This is a genomic window from Mycobacterium sp. IDUB_19 (assembly GCF_055419445.1).
Genome location: NZ_JBVAXR010000119.1, coordinates 1 through 2,377, shown reverse-complemented (window position 1 = coordinate 2,377; position 2,377 = coordinate 1). Strand labels below are relative to the sequence as shown.

Here is a 2,377-nt window from a genome sequence, read left to right as displayed (position 1 = left end):
GAGGTTTGGCTCTGCCTGAGCGGTGGCCGCGGCCAAGCCCACTGAACTAAGCGCGAAGGTAGCTGCTACGACTCCCTTAATGACTGTGCGGTACATGGCTGCTCCCCGTCATTGCCACGCCCACCGCGCGGCTATTGCTGCAATTTCAGGCCCTGGGCGTCGCTACCGATCACAACTTCTCGGTGAGGATAGACGTGCACTAGTTTCGGGCAAGGACTGATTCGCAGCGCTCCAGAACCGCAAAGTCGGTACGCGGGGTTCCACGATCGCGGAGTATCGGATGGCCGATGCCAGCGGACCGGACGTCTGGATCGAAATAGTCCGCATATGCGAGTCTCGAAAGTCAATCGCAGTCGGCCCCGTGGAAGAGGGCTCGGTGTGAGATCCCGTGCGGGCGTCCGCGCGATTGCCGCCGTCGGGGGTCGTGACATTTCTGTACAGCGATGTCACGTGAGCGGAGGGATACCCCCATCTAGCGTTGCTCATTCGCTAGTTGTGCTCGGTACCCAGTTGCCATGAAATCCGGCCGGCACTCGATGTGGCAGCTTGATGCACCCAACATCCTCGAGGGTTTGTGCGTTCAGGATCGCTAGCTCGCTGCGATTGGTAGATCGATCATACGCATAGCCCATCAGCACGCCATCGTCTTCGGCGGCGTCCGGCGATGAAGGATGAAACACGAACTCGCCCAATGCTTTTTGTGGGCCGAGGGAACGCGACTGAGTGTTGCCGCGAACAAAATCATGCTTGAGCAACGAGTCCCCGCCTTCGATGCCCTCTAGCACCATCGGTGTGTAGCCGTACCGATGCCGCTTTCCAAGCAGGCGCTCGTCGATGCGTGGAAACTCTTGGGCACGATCATCAAAGCGGGATTCGCGCACCTTCCCGTCGGCCAGATCGATGATCCAGCGGTCCAACGTGGGCGGCCCTTCGTTAGGGCCGGTGTGATCGCGGTCGAACATCTTTGGGTTTCGCACCAAATCGAGCACGATGGTGTCGCCTTCTTCGTAGGCATTCATCGGGTGAAACACGTAGCACGGTTCGACCTCGAACCAGCGCACATCCGAATCGCCACCCTCGCGTGGCATCACGCCAACGCGGGCCGGGTAATTCGGGTTCCACGAGTAGGGCATCCGCCGGTCGGTGCTCGCCTGTGGCAGCCACGCAGCAATGGGATCGGGGATAGCGACCCGGCCTATCAGCGCCGACAACATCAGCCGGGCGACCGGCCGCAGCCCACGAGGCATCGTCATGGCTGCGCCTACCGCGGCGTCGAAGGTGACCGGCAGGTCGTAGAACACGACATAGCGTTCTGTCAGGGAAAAGTCGTGCATCATCGTGCCGCCGCCAACCGTGACATCGACGGTGCGTCGAGCTCGACCTTCGACATCGATCACCGAATACTGCACCTTGTTGCCGCAGTAGGGGCCATACGAAACCGCATGCAGTTCACCTGTTTTGGGGTCTCGATGGGGGTGTGCGGTGTAGCCGCCGGTGAGCGTTCCGGCAAAGTCGCACACGCCGACGGTGTCCAACTCGTCGGTGAGTTCATAGTTGGCGATGCCGCCTTCGAGCAACGCGAGTGTCTTGCCAGCGTGTCCGATTACGTTGGTATTAGCGCCTATTGGAAAAAAGCCGAAGTGGCCGGGCGGTGCCGACTCGCCGAGAGCCTTCGATGTGACGGGGCTGCGCACCCAGCGGTTGCGGTACCACTCCGCCTTGCCGTCGCGGATGCGGATGCCGTGCACCATGCCGTCGCCGAGAAACCAGTGATAAAGCTCCGGATCGACCTCACTGATCGGATTGGCACCATTGCGCAGATAGCGCCCATCCAAATAATCCGGGATGGTCCCGACAACTTCCAGATCTGTCAGGGTGTATTCCTCATGCATCGGGGCAAACGGACCCTGCAGGTAGCGGTTGGCCATGTCAGACCTCCTACATCGCAACGGCCTGTTGGTTGCGCTCGATGGACGATCATCCTGCCGCCAGACTTGACACGTGTCAAGTTCGACGTATGCCGCTCTGATTTGCGCAAGCATCTGGACCGGAAGTGGTGTCAAATCGGACGATATTCGAGACCCTCAAAAGTTCGTGTCGTAGATGGCAAGGCCATACGATGGACATCGTTGATCAACTCGCATCAGCAGGCGTCCCAAGCCTCGATCAAGAGAATGCATTCCCTTGCCCGACTGGCCTATTCGTCAGCGGTCCCCAGTCTGATCTACCAGCTCGATCGCCCGGCCCAGCGTCGCCAGCTTGGCCTCCAGGGTGTCGCCAGCGGGATAGAGCCGCACGGCGTTGACGCCGGCGTCGCGCCAGACCGCGAGCCGCTCGCGGACCATCTGCTCGGTCCCGATCAGCGTGGTGCCCAGCA

1 protein-coding gene and 1 pseudogene are annotated in these 2,377 nt (G+C 60.7%); both read right to left on the bottom strand.

Translation table 11 applies throughout. The features are described 5' to 3' along the window. Nucleotides 1-482 precede the first annotated feature (482 nt). Nucleotides 483-1,928, bottom strand: coding sequence for a carotenoid oxygenase family protein (locus ACZY0B_RS27245; protein ID WP_463767336.1), 1,446 nt, complete (start codon nucleotides 1,926-1,928; stop codon nucleotides 483-485). 276 nt (nucleotides 1,929-2,204) lie between these two features. Then, nucleotides 2,205-2,377: pseudogene (locus tag ACZY0B_RS27240) on the bottom strand (F420-dependent methylene-tetrahydromethanopterin reductase); the annotation flags it as partial.

Coding starts and splice junctions, on each gene's coding strand:
- ACZY0B_RS27245 (WP_463767336.1), bottom strand. CDS start 1,928: ATGGCCAACCGCTACCTGCAGGGTCCGTTTGCCCCGATGCATGAGGAA.